The organism is Flavobacterium flavipigmentatum (genome assembly GCF_020911905.1).
Taxonomy (GTDB): Bacteria; Bacteroidota; Bacteroidia; order Flavobacteriales; family Flavobacteriaceae; genus Flavobacterium; species Flavobacterium flavipigmentatum.
This window is the reverse complement of record NZ_CP087133.1, coordinates 459,496-477,167: the sequence shown is the minus strand read 5'-3', so window position 1 is coordinate 477,167 and position 17,672 is coordinate 459,496. Positions and strand designations below refer to the sequence as shown.

At 34.1% G+C, this 17,672-nt stretch carries 13 protein-coding genes; 8 read left to right on the top strand and 5 right to left on the bottom strand.

Annotated elements, in window-relative coordinates:
- Positions 1-84: 84 nt before the first annotated feature.
- Entirely contained in the window at positions 85-6,612 is a 6,528-nt protein-coding gene (locus tag LNP22_RS02355; protein ID WP_229975115.1) for an alpha-2-macroglobulin family protein, read from the bottom strand.
- A gap of 130 nt (positions 6,613-6,742) precedes the next feature.
- Between LNP22_RS02355 and LNP22_RS02350 the strand changes: the two genes are divergently transcribed.
- Genes LNP22_RS02350 through LNP22_RS02340 form a run of 3 tightly spaced genes read left to right on the top strand, consistent with a single transcriptional unit; the run spans position 6,743 to position 9,301 of the window.
- Positions 6,743-7,429 (top strand): tetratricopeptide repeat protein, encoded by a 687-nt coding sequence (locus tag LNP22_RS02350; protein ID WP_210667316.1) that lies wholly within the window; start codon positions 6,743-6,745, stop codon positions 7,427-7,429.
- 31 nt (positions 7,430-7,460) lie between these two features.
- Positions 7,461-8,816, top strand: coding sequence for a UDP-N-acetylmuramate--L-alanine ligase (locus LNP22_RS02345; RefSeq protein ID WP_229975114.1), 1,356 nt, complete (start codon positions 7,461-7,463; stop codon positions 8,814-8,816).
- Between the two features lie 5 nt (positions 8,817-8,821).
- On the top strand, positions 8,822-9,301 hold the full coding sequence (locus LNP22_RS02340) for a hypothetical protein (RefSeq protein WP_229975113.1): 480 nt from the start codon (positions 8,822-8,824) through the stop codon (positions 9,299-9,301).
- 125 nt (positions 9,302-9,426) lie between these two features.
- Here LNP22_RS02340 and LNP22_RS02335 read toward each other — a convergent pair whose 3' ends face one another.
- Entirely contained in the window at positions 9,427-10,056 is a 630-nt protein-coding gene (locus LNP22_RS02335; protein WP_229975112.1) for a DUF1287 domain-containing protein, read from the bottom strand.
- Between the two features lie 102 nt (positions 10,057-10,158).
- On the opposite strand from LNP22_RS02335, the gene LNP22_RS02330 reads away from it, so the two are divergent.
- Genes LNP22_RS02330 through LNP22_RS02315 form a run of 4 tightly spaced genes read left to right on the top strand, consistent with a single transcriptional unit; the run spans position 10,159 to position 12,753 of the window.
- Positions 10,159-10,620, top strand: coding sequence for a GNAT family N-acetyltransferase (locus tag LNP22_RS02330; protein WP_229975111.1), 462 nt, complete (start codon positions 10,159-10,161; stop codon positions 10,618-10,620).
- A gap of 14 nt (positions 10,621-10,634) precedes the next feature.
- Positions 10,635-11,324 (top strand): RadC family protein, encoded by a 690-nt coding sequence (radC, locus tag LNP22_RS02325; RefSeq protein WP_229975110.1) that lies wholly within the window; start codon positions 10,635-10,637, stop codon positions 11,322-11,324.
- Positions 11,325-11,326: 2 nt separating this feature from the next.
- The gene (locus tag LNP22_RS02320) at positions 11,327-12,013 is read left to right on the top strand and encodes a YjjG family noncanonical pyrimidine nucleotidase (RefSeq protein WP_229975109.1); all 687 of its coding nucleotides are present in this window, start codon (positions 11,327-11,329) and stop codon (positions 12,011-12,013) included.
- 2 nt (positions 12,014-12,015) lie between these two features.
- A complete protein-coding gene (locus LNP22_RS02315) occupies positions 12,016-12,753 on the top strand; it encodes a hypothetical protein (RefSeq protein WP_229975108.1) in 738 nt (245 codons plus the stop codon).
- Positions 12,754-12,768: 15 nt separating this feature from the next.
- Here LNP22_RS02315 and LNP22_RS02310 read toward each other — a convergent pair whose 3' ends face one another.
- Positions 12,769-14,046 (bottom strand): replication-associated recombination protein A, encoded by a 1,278-nt coding sequence (locus LNP22_RS02310; RefSeq protein ID WP_229975107.1) that lies wholly within the window; start codon positions 14,044-14,046, stop codon positions 12,769-12,771.
- A gap of 219 nt (positions 14,047-14,265) precedes the next feature.
- Between LNP22_RS02310 and LNP22_RS02305 the strand changes: the two genes are divergently transcribed.
- A complete protein-coding gene (locus tag LNP22_RS02305; RefSeq protein ID WP_229975106.1) occupies positions 14,266-15,030 on the top strand; it encodes a rhomboid family intramembrane serine protease in 765 nt (254 codons plus the stop codon).
- A gap of 389 nt (positions 15,031-15,419) precedes the next feature.
- Here the strand turns inward: LNP22_RS02305 and rlmB are convergent, their stop codons facing one another.
- Both rlmB and LNP22_RS02295 read right to left on the bottom strand, forming a co-directional pair.
- The gene (gene rlmB / locus LNP22_RS02300) at positions 15,420-16,154 is read right to left on the bottom strand and encodes a 23S rRNA (guanosine(2251)-2'-O)-methyltransferase RlmB (RefSeq protein WP_229975105.1); all 735 of its coding nucleotides are present in this window, start codon (positions 16,152-16,154) and stop codon (positions 15,420-15,422) included.
- Positions 16,155-16,239: 85 nt separating this feature from the next.
- Positions 16,240-17,667 carry a SusD/RagB family nutrient-binding outer membrane lipoprotein gene (locus LNP22_RS02295; RefSeq protein WP_229975104.1) on the bottom strand — a complete coding sequence of 476 codons (1,428 nt, stop codon included), beginning with the start codon at positions 17,665-17,667 and terminating at the stop codon, positions 16,240-16,242.
- Between the last annotated feature and the right edge of the window lie 5 nt (positions 17,668-17,672).

Below are 17,672 nucleotides of genomic sequence, written 5' to 3'. Positions count from 1 at the left end.
AATGTGTCGGGTTTTTTATGTTTTTTGGTTAGTTCTAAAGAATATTTGTTTGACCAAATTTTTATTTTTAAAAGTAAAAAATCATTACTTGATTTTTACCCGAATTCCTTTGGTATGACTTGCAAATTCGGGAGCATACATACTCTGAATTGTAGTGATTCCGTTTGAGAATTCTCCGCTATTGTTCACTCTAATATCATATTCTAATACATAAGTTCCTTTGTTAATTTCTTCAAAAAAGAAGTGTGTAGCTGCATCTTTTGTACTCATATAAAACCCTAATCCGTCTTTGTATTGGTACTCCGAAAGTACATTTACTGGTTCAAAACAAGAAGCACGCATGTCTTTTAAATGAACAAATTCCATGTCTTCTTTTGATTTAATAATTAATCGTACAGTAACCAAATCGCCTGTTTTTAATTCTTCTTTAGAAGTGATTTTTTCTAACTCCTTTCCTTTGAGGCTAACATTTTTCAGATACAATTCTTTGGTTACGGATAAAGCCGTTTCAGTACTGGTTTTTATTTTATCCAGATCTTCAAAATACTGCCAATACACGCCGCCAAAACCTGGTACCTTGGATTTGTTTTGTATGTTAACAGTCGCCATTTCGTTTTTTACTTCGTTTGCTTTCCAGCTAAGTTTAATGTAGCCAGTTTCTGCCTCTTTTTCGTTTTCGGATAATTTTTTGGTCATGATTTTTTCATCTCCAATTTTAATGATGGTATTGTCTTTCACACTCATCCAGTCATTGCCCTGTAATAATAAAGCATAAATGGCTTCGGTTGTAGATTTTGTGGTAGGCCAATTTTTGGTTTGCTTGTTTTTTAATAACCAGACTTTCATAGCATCCACAGATTTGTCGTCGTGCGTCACTTCGGCGAAAGCCTCAATCAATAAAGCTTGCGTTTCTATCGGTGCCTGATACCAATACCAGCTAGCTTTGTTGGTAATCCAGTACATGCCCCAATCTTCGTTATTTGATGCATTTTCTTTAAGGCTTTCTATGATTTTTTTAGCGACTTCAGTTTCTCCAAAACGGTTGAGAGTGAGAGCAGCAAGACCTTTTTCATAAAGTGAGTACGTCATCCAGTCTTTTTTGGCAGTTTCCAAATAGATTTTTGTCGCTGCTTGCAGTTTTTTAGAAAGGGGATATTTTTCTAAATAAAAACTTCTGGTGTATAAATAATGCAAATCTGAGTACGGGTTGATCCAGATTAATTTTGAAGTTTTTTTTGAGTTCTCTATTCGTCTGTTATGAACCTCCATGAATTTTTGGTCTAAAAAAGGAATCCCATTTTTAGCAATTTCGTTTGTTTGCGAGGCATTGTCGTCATTTTTGCTTAATTTAGAAAGATGTCCCAAGCCTGCCAGAATATGCCTTGTGATGTATTCACTTTCGTTACCTCCGTCAAACCACGCAAAACCTCCAGATGTTTTTTGTTTTTGTTTTAATTTATCGAAGATCGTTTTTTGAGAAGTTTTCATTTTTTCTAAATCGAATAAAAGTGCAAGATTTTTTTTCTTTTCTTCTTCAGTTTTAGAGTCATTCAACCAAGGGGTTTCCGCCAGAATAATCGATTTTAACTCTTCGTTTTCTTCCAGTTTCGACGCTGGTTTTTCGCTTTTTTTCCAATTTTCAAAAACAGTTGCAATTTTAGGATTACTCAAAATAATTTCAGAGGCCAAAGCATTCGCATAAAATCTCGCAAAAGTTTGTTCGGCACATTCGTGTTCATATTCCATTAAATAAGGCAATGATTGCATCCCAATCCATGTTGGATTTGAAGTGTATTCTAATGTAAATTGATGATTTTTTAATGTTGTTGAATTGTTGTTTTTTAAGTTTTCAAATGTGTATTCTTTAGAGCTGTTTTCACGTACCCAAATCGGAATGCTTTCTGTGACTAGCATATTGTTACTAAGAACCGGAAGAATGTTTTCTTCGCCATCGGAGAAATCACCGGATTTAGCCATAATTTTATACTGAACACCTTGCAAACCTTCAAGAATAGTGATAGTCCAGCTGGTATTGGTGTTGCCAAAAGCAGGAATTGTAAAGTTTTTTACGTTCTGTGTATTGAGCATTTTGGTATCGATAGGTTCCATCGTTGTTGCGTCAAAAAGCTGTAAAATTGCGATTCCGGTTTTAGATTCATTGGTGATATTCGAAATTTTAGCGTTGATCACAATAGTGTCTTTTTCTCTAAAAAATCTAGGAAAATTAGGCAAAATCATCAAATCTTTTTGTGTTACGACACTTTTCTCTAAATAACCTGTAACAGCTTTTTTGTTATGAGCCATTAGACGAAATTTCCAGGCAGTCAAAGCTTCAGGCGAAGTAAAATTGAAACTCACTTTTCCGGTTGTATCCGTTTTTAAATTTGGATAAAAGAAAGCCATTTCTGAGAGATTTTTTCTGGCTTTTACCTGAGTTAGCTCTTCTAATGCTTTTTTTGTAGTAATAATAATCACTCCATTTGCCCCTTTACTTCCATAAAGAGCAATAGCATCTTTTTCTTTTAAAGTTGTAATGGAGAGAATATCTGCTGGATCTAGGTTATTAGCAGTTTCGGCTGTTTCTATTTTTCCATCAATTAGATATAAGGTTGCGTCATTAATTATCAAAGATGTTAGACCATTCACGATCTTTTTACCAGACATAAAAATAAGTTTTTTGGTACTAAAATAATATTGAATAGAATCTAACTCTGCATTTGCTGGAGAGACAGAACCTTTTATTTTAAATTCGGAACTTTCTTCTCCTACCGCATACGAAAGAGATTGTTTTTCTTTTTTAATTCCATATCCAGTAACTACAACTTCTTCTAAACTACTTTTGTCCTCAATTAAAACGACATCAAGAGTATTGGTGTTCTTGACTGAGACAACTTGTTCTTTAAAACCGATATAATTAAAGATGAGCTCTTCGTTTTCTGCTGCTTCAATTTCATAATAACCATCAAAATCAGAGGATGTTGTTCTTTGCGTTCCTTTTATAGTAATAGAGACACCCGGAAGTGGCATCTCTGATTCATCTGTTATGATTCCCGAAATTATTTTTGCGTTTGCTGGTTTTTGTACTTTTTTACTAAGCTGTTTTTGATATTCTTTCTGCAGGTAAACAGAAGTATTGGCGTTGTTAAAATCAAATCCAAACCAAATAAGTTTTGAGTTTTCGTTATTTAGTTGGACTCTTTTTTTGGGAGTGTTCAGATTCATTAAATAACGGGATGTTTTATCAAAACCCAAACTAGACTTACTATTGCTGCCATTATAAAAATAGTCGTTAAAACCCAAAACATCCCAACTTCTCGTTGTAAATTGGTCTAGCGAGCTATCGTACATCGAGGCAAGTACCTCGGCTTCATTGAGAGTATTGGTCGATTTTAGTATAAACGACCAATTCTCGCTAATCCCAGGTTGTAGTTTGTTTCGAAATGTTTCTACACCAAACTCTAGTTTTGTCGCTTCTTCTTTTAGTAATACAGCAATATCATCATAAAAAACAGCGTTTTCAAAAACACTTTGAAAACCTATTTTTAAGTATTTTTCAAATTCTTTGTTAAGTGGAATTTTAACAATGCTTTCATTATTTTCTAAGTGAATGTTGGTTTCAAAAAAAACTTTATTATTGTAATTTCCTGTCGCTGAAATATAAAGTTCCGGAATAACCGAAGTTACTTTTAGCGCCACAAAACCATCTTTTTTCGGATTTTCATTCACTTGTTTGATGGTAAATAAAGTGCTCGTATTAAATTTGTCTTTGCTTTGCAGAATTTGAAATTCTGTTGAAGATTCAATTAGATTATCAAAACTGTCCTTTGCAGAAAAAATAACTTTGTAATTACCGGATTTATAATTTTCGATAAAATCCAAAACAATTTTTTTGTCTTTTTCTGTGTTAATTTTTTTTGAGTAGACTAATTTTGTTGCTGTATTGTTGTTATTTGTTTCTTCATTTTTTTCATAAGGAAATAATTTTTCAAATGTTTCTTTATTGATCGTTTCAATGTCCGGATTTGTCCAAACTCTAGGCTTGAATTTATTTGAAAACGGACTTTTATAATAAATTTTAATTTCACCTTTTGCTGCCAAAAACTCTCCGTTTAGGTTGGTGCTTGTTAGTGCGATTTCGTTTTTGTCTTTAGTCTCAATTTGATTAGGAAGAGTGGCAGCGAGAACCAAGTCGTGATAGCCTACTTTGACAATGGTTTCGGCCTCATGAGTTTCTCCGTTAATATCGGTAACACTCGTATTTATGCGATAATTAAAAATAGGTAATTGCTCTTTATTGCTGTTTTTAGAAGGAACAGCAATAAAGTCAATGGTAAATTTTCCCGAAGCATCGGTTTTTGTCTCTCCGGTGACCAAAGTTTCGGTTTCTTCCTGCTGGCCATAATAATTTCTAAAATAATTAGTATATCGAGTAACGCTGTATTTGACTACCGCATCAGAAATGTTGCTCCCTGCAAAAGCTTTGGCATTACCTTTTACCTTGATGGCTTGATTAACCTGAAAACTGTCTTTTTTGGGTTCAAAACTAACCTCAAATTTAGGGCGTTTGTATTCTTCTACGCTAAAATCAGTACTCGAATCTTCAAAATCAACGTTTTCCCAAAACGGATGTTCGTCTGTTTTTTTGTTATAAACAATGTCATTTTCGTGTGTTGTAGGTTCGTCGGCTTCTATTGTAAAATTGCCTGTCAGGCCATTTTTGGGCAATATAAATTCGCCAGAAAAAGAACCAAACTCATTAGTTGTGACATCAAATTTTTTAAATTCGTTATCATCTGCGTCCTGAATTATAATTTTGAATGTTGTAAAAGGAACTACAGTTGTTTCGTTTTTCTTTTTTTGAATCGCAATTCCTTTATAATAGACCGTTTGACCGGGGCGATAAATGGCACGATCTAAATAAAAATCGACTTTTCCTTTAAAATCAGTATTTTCATTATCCTTTTCTGAAAATTCACTAATATGATTGAGGTAATTTTTTTTAACTAAAATAGTATCCGTTTTACTGGCCACTTCAAGATCATTGTTGTTATAAATGTATTTTTTTTGAGGAGAAACGGCTACACCATTGTTATTGGTTTTAATTCTAAAATGATTCGATTTGATCGTGACATTTTCCAGAGGTCTTCCTGTTTTTCTATCCAGAACCTGAAAAGTTTCTGCGGCTTCGTTTTGAGAGGCTAAAACCGCCAAATTTGAAGCTGTAATGGTTTCATAAGCAAAGGCTTTGTTGTCTTTTGTGTCAGAATCACTTTCAAAATAAACCAAATAAGAACCTGTTTTTAATTGAGGCAAAAGGACTTCGGTAGTGTATTCAAAAAAATCATTTTTATTCAACATCAGATAATTCTCTGTTGCGATCGCGTTCTTTTTTTGTAACAAAGCGTTTATTAAACTATCTTTTTTAGTAGTGTTCTCGCCAAATTGCAAAAGTTGTTTTTGATTGATCGGGTAAAAAGAAACTTTTAACTGTGAAACATTTTTATATCGAATGTATGCTCTGGTATTTTCATTAGCATAAATAAATTTTTGAAGCTCAATATTTATTGATTTAGAAACAATATTTGCTTTTTGCTGCAGCGCCAATTTGTGCGCATTTGATCGATTATTTAACGAAATAATACTGTCTAATATTGTAATAGATTGTATGTTGTACTCTGGATAAGTTTCTTTTGAAGCCTTTTGTGATAGTATAATTGCTTTCTCTAACTGAATTTTCTGAATGAAATCGGCGTCTTTGACCTCTTTCTGTAAACTAACTAAGGCTTTAAAATACTTGTCATCAGACTCAAGTAGCATATTTTTGGCATATTGCATGCGCTCCAACTGATTGTCTCCCGAAGGATAATTTGCCTCTTGTTTTTGGTATAAAGTCAAAACAGTACGTAAATTTTCATTGGTGACAAAATCGAAATTTATTTGTGAAAAATCAGCTGATTTTCCTAAAAGCTGCTGTGTGTAAGGAGTAAAATCACTTTTTGAAAACTCCCATTGTCGTACTTTTTGTTGATACAAGTCGATATTTTCTTTTAATAGGTAAGAAAATAAAGTTTCTTTTTTGAATTTTTCGAGTGTAAAAAAATCAAAAATAAGTTCGTATTTTTCTAACGAAGTCTCTTTTAAAACTTTTTCGTTTTCCAGCGTTTTTTGTAATACCAACTTTATTTGACTTTTAAAATTAACTTCTGTCCAGGTTAGAAAGTCTTCGTCAAGAACAGCAGTATTGGTTCTACGCTGAATTTGATACGTATTTCTGTTATAATAATCGTTTAGACATTTTGCATAAACAAAATTCAAAATCGCTTGTGATGGTATAGAAACACTATTGATTTCACTTTTCAAATGATCTAAAATTTTTGTTTTTGCGTTTTCATCAACTGCTTGCAAATATTTAGACTGATAAAAAAAACATTTTATCATTTGTACTTCGTCTTTGGTTGCTCTGGCGTTTTTGTAAATTTCGAGAACAATTTCATTAGCCGATTTTATTTTACCTTCATTTTCAAAGGCAATTACTTTTTCCCATTTTTTATCATTTTGTTGGGCAAATAACGAACATGAAAGCAGCAGGAATGCAAATACTATATTTTTCATAACATGGTTTTAATATATAGAGCGCTAATTTTAGAAAAAGGTTGGGAGGGTTTTAAAAATAAATTCGTACAAATTACTAATTTCTCACCAAAAGCAAACAATACATTTTATATTTCCTTATTTTTGAGATATGAAAAACCTACTAATCTTTTTTTTATTTGTTCCAATCTCTGTTTGGTCTCAATCTAATTTTGAAAAGGCCGAGAAGTTGTTTCATGCAAAAAAACATGAAGAAGCACAACTTATCTTTGAAAGAGTTTTAGAAAGTAAACCCTCAGATATAAAGACACTTGAGTATTTGGGCGAAATCGCATCTCATGCTAAATCATGGGTCAAAGCGGCAGAATATTTTAAAAAACTAAAAGAATTAAAACCCAACGAGGCCGATTATTTTTACAAATACGGCGGAGCTTTGGCCATGAGAGCTATGGAAGTAAATAAATTCAAAGCTCTTGGAATGGTTGATGATATGAAGGAGGCATTTGAAAGAGCAATTGTTTTGGAACCCAAACATATTCCGGCCAGATGGGCATTGATCGAAATCTATCTGCAATTGCCAAGTATTGTGGGAGGAAGTGAGTCAAAAGCGATTTCATTTTCAAATCAGTTGTTACAAATTTCGGCAGTTGATGGGTATTTGTCGAGAGGAAGAATTGAAGAATATTTTAAAAGATATACATTGGCAGAAAAATATTATTTGAAAGCCAACGAAATTGGTAAATCAAAAGTCACATTTCAAAAATTATATAATTTATATTTGAACAAATTAAAAGACCCTAAAAAAGCACAAGAATTAAAACGAAAATTTGAGGCATAATTTGCAGCTTCAGGTAATAATTGGAATTTAAATGAAAACACATTTCATCGCCATAGGCGGAAGTGCGATGCACAATTTAGCATTAGCGCTGCATAACAAAGGATATCAGGTAACAGGGAGTGATGATGCAATTTTTGAACCTTCAAAATCAAGATTAGAAAAAAAAGGAATTTTACCCCCTGAACTGGGCTGGTTTCCAGAAAAAATCACCTCTGATATCGAAGCTGTAATTTTAGGAATGCACGCCAAAGCAGATAATCCGGAATTGCTAAAAGCCCAGGAATTGGGTTTGAAAATATATTCGTATCCAGAGTTTTTATACGAACAATCTAAGAATAAAACACGTGTTGTAATTGGTGGTTCACACGGAAAAACAACCATTACTTCAATGATTTTGCACGTCATGCATTATCATAATATACAAGTAGATTATATGGTGGGCGCCCAATTAGAAGGGTTTGATACGATGGTACATCTTACTGAAGAGAATGATTTTATGGTTTTAGAAGGCGATGAGTATCTGTCTTCTCCTATAGATAGAAGGCCAAAATTTCATTTGTACCAACCTAACATAGCTTTGATTTCAGGAATTGCCTGGGATCATATCAACGTTTTTCCCACGTATGAAAACTATGTCGAGCAATTCGAAATTTTTATTGCCAAAATTACCAATGGCGGTATTTTAGTATACAACGAGAATGACCCGGAGGTAAAACGTGTTGCAGAAGCCGCTACAAACCCAATTCGAAAATTAGCGTATCATACTCCCGAATACAGTGTAAACGATGGCGTAACGTTGTTGAAAACTCCCGAAGGCGATATGCCAATTGAAGTTTTTGGAGCGCACAATCTGAATAATTTGGCTGGAGCCAAATGGATTTGCCAAAACATGGGCGTTGACGAAGCCGATTTTTACGAAGCGATTGCGAGTTTTAAAGGTGCTTCTAAACGTTTAGAAAAAATCGCTGAAGGAAAAGGGAAAGTGGCTTACAAAGATTTTGCGCATTCACCAAGTAAAGTGGCAGCAACCACAAAAGCCGTAAAAGAGCAATATCCAAACAGAACTTTGGTCGCTTGTTTAGAATTACACACGTATTCTAGTTTGAATGCTGAGTTTCTTAAAGAATACGAAGGAACTCTTGAATATGCTGATGTGGCCGTGGTTTTTTATTCGCCTGACGCGGTAAAAATTAAACAGTTAGAAGAAGTAACCTATGATCAAATTGCAAGTGCCTTCAATAGAAAAGATTTAATCATTTATACCAATCCAGCGGAATTTAAAGAATATCTATTCAATTTAAATTTAGACAATTCAGCTCTTTTATTGATGAGTTCAGGCAACTATGGTGGACTGAATTTTGATGAAGTAAAAGGTTTGATCGAGTAATTAAAATGGAAGGGAAAAGCAATAATAGGCTTGTTTATAAATCTAATTTGAATACATTCGATTATATTAATTTAATTTTATATTTATCGATGGCTTTCTTTCTAATTATTAGCCTTTACGGTTTAGTATTGGTGGAAAGTATTTGTAATAAAATTTTATTACTTGCTTTACCTTTGTTTTTGATTGTTCAAGCGGTAAGAACTTTTAAAGTTTTTATTCTTTTTGAAAATAGATTGCTTATAAAAAGACCATTGAGCTTAAAGCTTTTTAATAATTTTTATAGTTTATCTGATATAAAAGAAATTGAATTTAAGAGTTTAAAAGGAATGCACAAAGGTAATATTTTGATAGTTTGGACTAAGTATACTTCAAGTAAAAAAGACGAAAGCTTTTCTTTTAATTTACGAAAGGATGAAGTTTGTTTTTTTTCTGAAAATTTAAAAAAATTAGGAATTGAGGTAAAGGATGAGGGCTTTAATTATTAATAAGTTTAATGATTTGATATAATTTGTCTTTTAGATAATTATAAAATATGTGAATGTGTCAGTTGCAAGTTTGTAACTGACACTTTTTTTTGGAATTAGGATTTTAGATTTTACTTTTTGAGATTTTATTTCTCATATTTAAAATGTCCCACAATTTCGTATTCAAATAAACAATCTTCCAGTACTTGTCCGCCGCCAACATTGTGTACAATTAGGTTTCGTTCTCCATCATCAGATTTTTTGTTGGTAATAATCCCGATGTGCGGTAATTTTCGGTTGATCATCCAAGTGACTAATTCTCCTGTTTTGTAGTCTTCGGGATTTTTTGTTATTGCTAATTTTGAACCTTTTCTTTCGAAGAAAATTTCCAGATTAGGCACTCTTCTATGGTCAATATTAGTGTCGGTTTTGGTCATGCCCCATTTTATTAAATTTGGATATTTTGCAAAATTTGCGACCATATCTTCATGAACTTCTTGCTGTAAATCGATGTCTAATTTTCGATAAGAACGAATAATAACATCCGTGCAAACGCCCTTTTGAGCAGGTACATCGCCGTTTGGATATTCAATAGAAAAATAAGTTGGATCGTATTCTATTGAAGGATCAAGTATAGAAATTGCCGCATTAGATAATTTTTCTCCAAATGTTTTTGCTTTGGACGTTGAAGAAGGCGTAAAGGCAAGTTCCTGTCTTTCTTTTTGATGGCAAGAAAGCAATAAAATAGTGATCAAAAGAATACAGAGAGATTTCATTTTTTTTATTCAAATTTAATACTATTCAGGATAATAAATAATTTTTTATTGAGTGATTTTTCTTATTTTTATACAAAATATTTCCAAAACAATTCGATTAATATGAATCCAGAAATTAAAGTACTAGCGACTACAAGCGAAAACGCTGATTTTGTATCTCTAATAAAAACATTTGACAATTATTTATTAGAACGTTACCCAGAATTACAAACCAGTTATTGGGGTAATAATCTGGTAGAATCTAATCCTGATGCGATTTTAATCTATGTTGATGATAAGGCGGTTGGCTGTGGCTGTTTTAAGAAATACGATCCAACGTCAGCCGAGTTAAAAAGAATCTTCGTTTCGCCCGAAGCAAGAGGTTTGGGAGTGGCACAGTTAATCGTTAGGCAACTTGAAATGAAGGCTAAACAACAGGGTTTTGAAACTTTAGTTTTAGAAACTCTTTACAAACAAATTGAAGCAATCAGTTTGTATCAGAAGATGGGCTTCGAAATAGTCGAAAACTTTGGGCCTTACGTTGGCCTAACGAATAGTATCTGCATGAGCAAAAGCATTATCTAAAAAATTACTCAAAAATGGAACCCACTCATTTCCCTATTACCAATTGGTCTCAAGATGACAGGCCACGCGAAAAACTGATGCTAAAAGGCAAAAGTGCTTTGAGTGATGCCGAGTTGATTGCCATTTTGATTGGTTCCGGAAGCCGTAACGAGTCGGCAGTAGATCTTAGTAAACGAATATTAGCGAGTGTGGATACCTTAAATTCTCTTGGAAAAATGTCATTGGCGCAACTCACCAATTTTAAAGGAATAGGAGAGGCCAAAGCGATTTCGATCATTGCAGCATTAGAATTAGGCAGGCGCCGAAGAGCCGAAGATGTTGGCGAGCTGGTGAAAATAACTTCGAGTAAATTGGTTTTTGAAATCATGCAACCTATCATTGGTGAATTGCCTCACGAAGAATTTTGGGTATTATTTCTGAATAATTCCAACAAGGTGATTTTGAAATCTCAACTGAGCAAAGGCGGTATTTCGGGCACAATTGTAGATGTGCGATTGGTTTTTAAATTGGCGCTTGAAACGGGCGCTACAGGCTTGATACTGTGTCATAATCACCCTTCGGGACTTCTAAAACCCAGTGAGGCCGATATCAAAATCACTAAAAGTCTAAAAATAGCAGGAGATAGTTTAGATGTTAAAGTTTTGGATCATTTGATTATTACTGAAACAAAATATTATAGTTTTGTAGATGAAGGAATTTTTTAGTTATGAAAACCACAATTACAGACATTTTTTTCGATCTAGATCATACGCTTTGGGATTTTGATAAAAACTCAGAAATAGCTTTCGATCGAATCTTTAAAAATAAATACCCGCACATACAAACGGCAGATTTTATTGCCCAATACGCTCCAATCAATCAGGCTTGCTGGAAGTTGTATCAAAATGATCAAATTACTCATCTCGAATTGCGTTACAATAGGTTGAAGTTTTCTTTTGATGCATTGAATCTTGAAATGTCAGACGAAGAAATCAACGCAATAGCCAATGATTACATCGAATATCTTACCGATAATAATCACCTTTTTGATGGTGCAATTGAAGTCTTAGAATATTTGAAGTCTAAATATAATTTGCACATTATCACCAATGGATTTGCTACTGTACAAGACAAAAAAATAAAAAATGCTGCGCTTTCGGGATATTTTTCTACTATTACAAATTCTGAATCAGCAGGAGTAAAAAAGCCAAATAGTAGTATCTTTGATTTTGCTATCAATCTGGCTAATGCTTCCAAAGAAAATAGTGTCATGATTGGCGATTGCCTCGATGCAGATATTAATGGAGCACTAAACGCGGGTCTGGATGCTATTTTTTTTAATGAAAAAAAGATTGAAGCTCCCGCAAACATCAAACAAATAAATCATTTATTAGAACTAAAAAAATATTTATAATTATGAAAATTAAATTTTTCTTTCTTGCTTTACTTATTTCTGTGATCGGATTTGGACAATCTATCAACGATTACAAAGCGGTTATTGTACCATTAAAATATGACTTTCTTAAAGGTGAAAATCAATACAGATCAGCGACAATGACAAAATCTAATTTGATAAAGGCCGGTTTTAAGGCTTTTTACGCCAATGAACAACTTTCTTCTGAATACAGTGATCGTTGCGAACTTTTGTACATAGATATGAAAAAAGAGAGTGGTTTTTTGGTCACCAAACTTTTTGTTGAGTTTAAAGATTGTTACGGCAAAGTGATTTATACTTCTGAAATAGGGAAGAGCAAAGAAAAAGAATATGAGCTGGCTTACAAAGAATGCATTGATTTAGCTTTTGTTTCAGTTAATAAATTGCGTTATAAATACAACGGAAAATCGGGTGCTTCTGTGGTAAAAGCTACTGCGGCAGTGGTAACACCTGCGGTAACGACCAACATAGTTGAAGCTCCTGTAGCAGACATGACCGATCCGAATTTGTTGTACGCACAGCCAACAGAAACAGGTTATCAGCTAATTGATAAAACGCCAAAAGTAGTAATGAAGTTGATGAAAACTTCGCGTCCAGACAGCTTTATTGCTATAAAAGATGGTGTTCAAGGTACTTTAAACGCAAAAGACAATCAATGGTTTTTTGAATATTACCAAAACGACAAATTGGTTTCTGAAAAGATTGTAGTGAAATTCTAACTATGAAATTTGGTTTTAATAACCATATTTATCCTTCCAACGGTTCTTTAAAAATTCGCGGTTGCTGTTCTCTCGAGAATTGCTTCCCGGATTATAAAGAACCGTTTCTTTTATCGCTTCGGGCAGAAATTCTTGCTCTGCAAAGTTGTTGGTATAATCGTGCGAGTATTTATAATCATCACCATAACCCAACTCTTTCATAAGTTTAGTGGGCGCATTTCTTAAATGTATCGGAACGGGCAGATCACCTGTTTGTTTTACCAATTGCTGTGCATTGCCGATCGCCAGATAAGAGGCATTGCTTTTAGGAGAAGTGGCCAAATAAATAGCGCACTGGCTCAATATGATCCTACTTTCTGGATAGCCAATTGTGGCTACCGCCTGAAAAGTATTATTGGCCATAATAAAAGCAGTTGGGTTGGCATTACCAATATCTTCACTCGATAAAATAAGCATTCTACGGGCGATAAATTTCACATCTTCGCCACCTTCAATCATTCTGGCCAGCCAATAAACAGCACCATTGGGGTCACTCCCGCGTATCGATTTTATAAAAGCCGACACTATATCATAATGTTGTTCACCACTTTTGTCATACAAAACAGTATTTTGTTGCACCAGTGCGAAAACAATATCGTTCGTAATAATAATCTCGTCGCTAGCAGAAGCATTAACCACGAGTTCAAAAATATTCAATAATTTTCTTCCGTCACCGCCAGAAAGTCTTAGCAGGGCTTCCGTCTCTTTCAAAACAATGTTTTTTGTGGCCAAATACGAGTCGGTTTTCATCGCACGAAGCAACAAAGTTTCCAAATCGGCTTTTGTAAAAGCATTCAAAACATAGACTTGACAACGTGACAATAATGCAGGAATGACCTCAAAACTTGGGTTTTCGGTCGTTGCCCCAATCAATGTAATCCAACCTTTTTCTACCGCAGCCAAAAGCGAATCTTGTTGTGATTTACTAAATCTATGAATCTCATCAATAAACAAAATCGGATTTCTTGCCGTAAACAAACCGCCGCTCTGTTTGGCTTTTTCAATGACATCCCGAATGTCTTTTACCCCGGAGTTTATCGCACTCAAAATATAAAACGGGCGTTTGGACTCCTGCGCAATAATCTGCGCTAAAGTCGTTTTTCCAGTTCCTGGTGGTCCCCAAAAGATCAACGATGGAATAATTCCTTTCGAAATCTGTTGCGTCAACGAACCGTTGGGTCCAACCAAATGACTCTGACTTACGTAGTCTTCCAATTTTTGCGGGCGTATGCGTTCGGCTAGTGGTGCTTCCATTTTGTAAAATTACTATTTTCAATTTTAATTTAATAGTTTTCTGGAGCTATTTCTAGCTATCTCCTCCATCTTTACTTGCCTAAAGAAGGCAAGCAAAGGATGCCGTTTCTATCTGGGCTAGTACTCGTAATCAAGACATTTTGTGGTAGCTGACAATTTATCAGTAATTTATTTTTGGATAGTTTTTTGATAACTTCTTATCCTATCTAGTACATTATTATGAACGACAATCATTTTAAATTTTCAAACACAGTTATAGCGCTTCCTTTATTTTTTGTGCTTTTATTGTGGTTTATATATTGGCTTCAAATCCGTTTTGATTTCGATTTCTACCAATACGGTATTTATCCTCGTGATTTTTCGGGTTTAAAAGGTGTTTTATTCAGTCCTTTTATTCACGAAAATTTGGGTCATTTGTATAATAATTCAATTCCACTTTTGGTATTATTACCAGCTTTACACTATTTTTATCCAAAACAATCTTTGCCTGTTATAGTGTACGGAATTTTATTTTCTGGACTCATTACATGGGTTATCGGACGAACCAATTATCATATTGGCGCCAGCGGACTCATTTATGTGTTGGTAAGTTTTATTTTCTTCAAAGGAATTCAAACACGTTATTATCGCTTAGTAGCGCTCTCTTTTTCGGTAATTTTGCTTTATGGAGGAATGATTTGGTACGTGTTTCCAGAAGTCGATGCCAACATTTCCTGGGAAGGGCATTTGGCAGGTTTCCTAACCGGATTTACTTTGACTTTGTTTTATAAAACGCCAGAATATGCAAAGCCAATCGTTTACGACTGGCAAAAGCCAGAATTCGACCCTGAACAAGATGCTTTTATGAAGCATTTTGATGAGAAAGGCAATTTTGTCAATGCTGAACTTCCAGAGGAAGAACCCGAAAATTACGTGACTTATTTTAGTTCAGATCCTTGGGTGAAATATACCATTACCAAGTCTGATTCTGAAGAAAACAAATAAAAAAGAAGTGTTCTAAGGTGTTTGAATTTTACATTTTAATAGACTTGAAATACAGTTGTCAAGATGTCTTTCTATGAAAAAAATAGAAAACTTTCAAATTTCTTAGTTGTAAGGTTTGAGTTGTTTTTTATAAATGACTTGACAGAATCAATAAACGTTCAAACGAAATCAATATAGGAGTTCATAAAATTGATAAATGCATTCACATAATCAATATATGAATGCACATAATTAATAAATGCTCACAAGAAATCATTATGGGAGTTTATGAAATTAATTTATAGGTTCTATCTCAAGGTAATGCCTTTGACAATAGTCAAAAAGACGAAAATTGAGATCGTTGATTTTTAGAAGAGATACTTGTGTTCACAAATCAAACAAAGAATTCCTTAACCTCTCTGACGCACGGCTTCGTATAAAAAAGCGCCACATGCAACAGAAACATTCAAAGAACCGATGGTGCCAAACATAGGGAGTTTTGCCTTTTCATCTACTATTTTTAGTACAGAAGGGTTGATGCCTCGATCTTCAGATCCCATGATGATGGCCACAGGTTCGTTCAATTCTAAATCATAAATATTAGATTCGGTTTTTTCTGTAGCCGCTACAGTTTTTATTCCAGAACCTTGCAGGTAAAAGATAGCATCTTTAATGTGTTCTACTTTACAAATAGGAACATTAAATACCGCACCAGCAGATGTTTTTACAGTATCGCCGTTTACAGGAGCAGACCCAGCTTTTTGTACGATGATTCCGTTTACACCAGTACATTCTGCCGTTCTAATGATCGCGCCAAAGTTTCTAGCATCAGAAATTTGATCCAGTATTAAAAATAAAGGTTTCGATCCCGAAGCAATTGTCGATTCTACCAAATGTTCCAAGTCAATAAAACCAATAGGCGAGATTGTTGCCACAGCCCCTTGGTGATTGTTTGGTGTTAACCGATTTAGTTTTTCTAAAGGTACGTACGAAAAATTAATGTTGGCGCGTTTCATCACCTTCATCAAATCTTTCATTAATTCTCCAGAAATTTCTTTTTGTATAAATACTTTATCAACTTCTTTACCTGCTTGAATCGCTTCTATTATGGCTCTTATTCCAAATATTTGATGTTCTTTTTCCATGGTGCAAATATAGGGTAATGTTTTTATAAAAAAAAACCACCCTGAATTAACAGAGTGGCTTTGGTATGGTTGTATGAGAATAAAATTAGTTTTTATCCCAGAAGATACGTGTTTTTAATTTGTCTCCACCAATAGCAGCAGATCCAGCCGTATAGTTGTCACCATTAACTGTTTGCTCGTTAATTGGATAAGTTAATCTTTTTGGTACTTGACCTTCTGCTTCTGCATATGCGTTTGTAGGAGCAACTAAAACAGGGAAATTTAACCTACGGTATGATGTCCATGATTCAAATCCTCTATTATAAAAAGCAATCCATTCTTGATTAGCAATTTTTTCTTCAGCAGTTAGTCCTGATGCAGTAGCAAAATTAACACTTGGGTTTAATAAATAAGCCGCAGCTTGATCTTTTATACCCCAGTTTTCAAATGAAGATGTAATTGCTGCATTGTAATAAAATTCAGTATTGTTTCCAACTGAAAATCCATTTGCTGCTGCTTCTGCTAGATAGAAATTCACTTCAGTTGCTTCCATCAATAATGAAGGGAAGTCTGGAGCCGTAAGAATTGGATTCACATGGGAGAAATTTGTATATATATTAGTAAATCCATATTTTCCTCCTGCATAACTTCCATCCGCTAGTGGTGTAAAGTATTTAGCTCTTCTTGGGTCATTTAATGCGTTCATCGCATTAACGATTGTTGATGCAGCAACAAAATCATTTCTGTTTGATGCTACAAGATTCTCGTAAATCGGATTGTAATTTGGAGCTGATACAGCGTAATTAAATGAAGCGTTATTTTCATTTGTTAGTATTACTCCAGAATTATAAGCACTCTCTATTGTACTTTTTGCTAACGCTACATTCGAATCAATAAGATTAACTCCTAGTTTTACTTTTAATGAATTTGCTAAAAGTTTCCATTTTGTTGTATCACCGTTGTAAATTATGTCACCTGAGCTAAAAGATCCATTGCTGGTGTCTAATTTTGCTATAGCAGCATCTAAACGTACAATTAATTTTCCATAAATTGATGCTGCATCGTCATACCTAGGTAGTACTATTGTTTTCGGTTGTAGAGCATCTGTATACGGTACATCTCCAAATGAATCAACTATTATTTGGTATGTATAAACTTCAAATATTTCTATGATTGCAAGTTTATTTGCTTGCTCACTTTGAAATTGTGAAGCAGAAACTCCTGTAGGAGCAACTTCGGTAGGGATAATCTCTTTTGCAGATTCTAGACCACTAAGAACGGTAGCGTATAAGATTCTCCATTGACGATCAGCAATTGATCTGGAGCTTATCCTGTATCTCGATTCTGTAGTGTACTGAGTTGCTGCTAAGTATTGAGGAAAATATCTAAATATAGAACCTTCATTTACACTTGGGCTAGTCAATTGATCAGTTAATGCTTTTTGAGAGTTTGCAAATAAAGTAGCTGCAGGAACTTCATAAGCAGCGTCTTTATTTTCATTAAAAGATAGATCGTCACTTACGCAACTTGTCATCAATA